The sequence below is a fragment of the Streptomyces himastatinicus ATCC 53653 genome, assembly GCF_000158915.1.
GTDB lineage: Bacteria > Actinomycetota > Actinomycetes > Streptomycetales > Streptomycetaceae > Streptomyces > Streptomyces himastatinicus.
The window spans coordinates 9,673,466-9,674,225 of sequence record NZ_GG657754.1; the positions used below are offsets into that span (position 1 = coordinate 9,673,466).

Annotated in this window: 1 protein-coding gene and 1 pseudogene; both read left to right on the forward strand. The window is 70.1% G+C overall.

Going from position 1 to position 760, the window contains the following annotated elements:
• Positions 1-5 precede the first annotated feature (5 nt).
• A pseudogene (locus SSOG_RS58725) lies at positions 6-95 on the forward strand (CoA transferase); the annotation flags it as partial.
• 62 nt (positions 96-157) lie between these two features.
• A partial coding sequence (locus tag SSOG_RS40880; RefSeq protein WP_281048162.1) for a CoA transferase occupies positions 158-760 on the forward strand: 603 nt, incomplete at its 3' end.

Sequence of the window (760 nt, forward strand, 5' to 3'; positions counted from 1 at the left end):
AGCCGGTGCGCCCCGCCCTGTACTGCGTCCGGGTCCTGGACCTGACCTGGGTGCTGGCCGGTCCGTACTGCACCAAGGTGCTGGCCGACCACGGCGCCGAGGTCATCTCCCCTCGAGAAAAAAAAGCCGCCCCGACCCCACCCGGTTCGCCCCCTTCATGCACCTCTCCCGGGGAGACCACACCGACCCGAACACCAACGGGTACTTCAACGAGGTCAACCGCAACAAGCAGAGCATCGCCCTCGACACCCGGACCGAGGACGGCATCGCGGTGCTCCGCGAACTCATCGCGTCCTGCGATGTCCTGGTCGAGAACTTCAGTTCCACGGTCATGAAGAAACTGGGCCTCGGCTACGAGGCGCTGCGCGAGATCAACCCGGGCATCGTGTACGTGAGCATGTCCGGGATGGGCCACACCGGGCCGCGCAACGGCTGGGTGTCGTACGCGGACACCGTGTCCGCGAGCAGCGGGCTGACCGGTCTCACCGGCTGGGGGCCGGACGACGTGGTCGGTGTGATCTACGGCCACGGCGACATCGTCGCGGGCCTCCAGGCCGCGCTCGCCACCGTGGCCGCGCTGGAACACCGCGACGAGACCGGGCGCGGACAGCACATCGACCTGTCCCAGCTGGAGGCGATCGCCGCGCACATGGGCACCAGCCTCCTCGCCGCGTCGCGCCCGGGGGCGGACGTGGCCCGGCCGATGGGCAACGCCCACCCGCGGTGGAGCCCGCAGGGCGTCTACCGGTGTCTGGGCGCC